The following is a 2501-nucleotide window of genomic DNA, read 5'->3' on the forward strand; positions in this document are numbered from 1 at the left end:
ATGGCATAGAATGATCCCCCTAACGTTAATTTCGTTAAGAGAATCGTATACCCTGCTAGATATTATTGCAACTATAATTTGGAATCACTCTACTAGATGTTATTGGTGCCAAACAGGATATAAAAATTTAAGAAAAAATTCTAAAGAAAAATTTGTTAATATTGAAGAATTTAAAAAATCCATATATTATATGTTTGAAAATAATTTTATTGATTATAATTCAGAGATTGCCCTATATAATTGGGGTGAGCCATTTTTACATCCTCTATTTAAGCAAATTATTAAGTTTATGAATTCCGAAAATATAAAATTTATACTGAGCACAAATGCATCAAAATTAGTTTTTTTAACAATAATGAATTAAGGAATTTGAGGTTTATTATATTTTCAATGCCAGGTTTTAGTCAGGAATCATATGATAAAATTCATGGATTTAACTTTGAGAAGATAAAGGATAATATAATAAAGATGTCAAGGAACTTTAGAGAAAATGGATTTACAGGATAGTTTTTGATAGCATTTCATATATATCAGTTTAATATGGATGAGATTCCCTTAATTATCCAGTTTGCTTCTAGTAATGGATTAACGCTTATGCCATCTTTTGCATTTATAAATGACTTTGAAAGAATGAAAAAATTATTAAAATCTGATTTGGAGTATGAAGTGCTGGAAAAAGCATCGAGACAATTGATTCTTTATTATGTAGATGAAAAATTAAGGAACATTCCCAAAGATTTTATTTGCCCGCAATATGTTAAAATGAGTATTGATCCAGATTGTAATGTTGTAACATGTTGTGGTGACAGCACCGTATTTGACAAGGTATATCACTTGAAGCCCGAGCAGGTAAATAGTTGGAGATTGGCAAGTGAGGTGTGTAAAGAATGTAACCGCATTGGTTTGAGTTATATTTTAAATAATTCTGTAATGCCAAATCATATAATTACATTGAAATAAGTGAAGAATATTTCAAGTCATCTAGAATTAAGATTTTATATTGTTTGAATTTATATTTTAAAAGCATACTATACTGGATAGATACTTTTATAAATTGTGAGGAAGTTTTATGACGCCAGATAAAGAAAGGTTAATGTTTAAAATAGTCAACAAAACAGCATATATAGGTATATTGGGATTGGGTTACGTAGGACTTCCGTTGGGCTTAGCTTTTGTGAAGGCAGGATTTAAAGTTTTAGGTTTTGATATAGATGTTAATAAAGTTAAAAAGCTAAATCAGGGCAAAAACTACTTAAAACATATTGGTACGCAACGAGTAGTGGAAGCGAAAGAAACAGGAAGATTTGAAGCAACAATTGATTATTCAAGAGTTGTTAATGTTGATGTACTAATACTTTGTGTGCCAACTCCCTTGAATCGATACCGCGAACCGGATATGTCATATGTATTTGGAACAGTAGATGCATTGTTGCCGCACCTGCGCCCGGGCCAATTGATTAGTCTGGAAAGCACAACATATCCTGGAACAACTGAAGAAGAAATAAAACCGCGTATAAGGTCGAGAGGATTTAAAGTAGGTGAGGATATCTTTTTAGTTTATTCACCGGAGCGAGAGGATCCTGGTAACAAAAATTTTACAACGGCAACTATTCCTAAAGTAGTTGGTGGAAGTACACCTGCCTGCTTAAAAATTGGTCAGGCATTATATGGAAGCTTGGTGGACAAAGTGGTAACGGTTAGCTCGACTAAGGCTGCTGAATTAACCAAGCTTCTTGAGAATATATATCGTTCAGTTAACATTGGGTTAGTTAATGAAATGAAAATTGTAGCTGACCGTATGGGCATTGATATTTGGGAAGTAATCGAGGCTGCATCAACCAAGCCTTTTGGCTTTACCCCATTTTATCCCGGCCCGGGTTGGGGGGGGCACTGTATACCCATTGATCCTTTTTATCTTACCTGGAAAGCCCGGGAGTATGGGGTGCAAACTAAGTTTATTGAACTTGCAGGGGAAGTTAACACCGCTATGCCGGAGTGGGTTGTCGGGAAAATTATTGATGCATTAAATGAAAATGAAAAATCCCTAAAAGGTTCCAGCATATTGGTAATGGGCATTTCTTACAAGAAAAATATAGATGATATGCGAGAGTCGCCTGCTGTAAAGATCATGGAAATTTTAAGTGCCAGGGGCGCGATAATTAAATATTGCGATCCTTATGTTCCTGTGTTTCCTAAAATGCGCCGGCATTATTTTCCTTTAAAATCTATGGAACTAAGTAAAGAAGTTTTGCAGCAGGCTGATTGTGTTTTAATTGCCACTGATCATGACTGCTTTGATTATGATTATATTTACAATAATGCCCGGCTTATTATTGATACACGTGGCCGTTACAGGGGCAGGCCGGAGAAAGTAGTTTCATGTTAGTTACTCAACTTTCGCAGCACGAAAGTTGAAGGCGCCCCTTTAAAAATGCGGGCAGACAGGAAATAAAATCGTTAATGAGGTCCTGTAAAGCACAATCCGTTATTGTAAGATATTT

At 34.6% G+C, this 2501-nt stretch carries 2 protein-coding genes and 1 pseudogene; all 3 read left to right on the top strand.

The window, feature by feature from the left end:
- Window positions 1-364: pseudogene (locus DCCM_RS19015) on the top strand (hypothetical protein); the annotation flags it as partial.
- Window positions 365-540: 176 nt separating this feature from the next.
- Window positions 541-960, top strand: a complete 420-nt coding sequence (locus tag DCCM_RS11080; RefSeq protein ID WP_128739141.1) for a hypothetical protein — start codon at window positions 541-543, stop codon at window positions 958-960.
- A 109-nt stretch (window positions 961-1069) separates the two neighbouring features.
- A complete protein-coding gene (locus DCCM_RS11085) occupies window positions 1070-2386 on the top strand; it encodes a nucleotide sugar dehydrogenase (RefSeq protein ID WP_104372470.1) in 1317 nt (438 codons plus the stop codon).
- Window positions 2387-2501: the final 115 nt, after the last annotated feature.

The sequence above is a fragment of the Desulfocucumis palustris genome (genome assembly GCF_002933875.1).
GTDB classification, from domain to species: domain Bacteria; phylum Bacillota; class Desulfotomaculia; order Desulfotomaculales; family Desulfocucumaceae; genus Desulfocucumis; species Desulfocucumis palustris.

Excerpts from the sequence above, each read along its gene's own strand:
- DCCM_RS11080 (WP_128739141.1), top strand. The coding sequence starts at position 541 with ATGGATGAGATTCCCTTAATTATCCAGTTTGCTTCTAGTAATGGATTA.
- DCCM_RS11085 (WP_104372470.1), top strand. The coding sequence starts at position 1,070 with ATGACGCCAGATAAAGAAAGGTTAATGTTTAAAATAGTCAACAAAACA.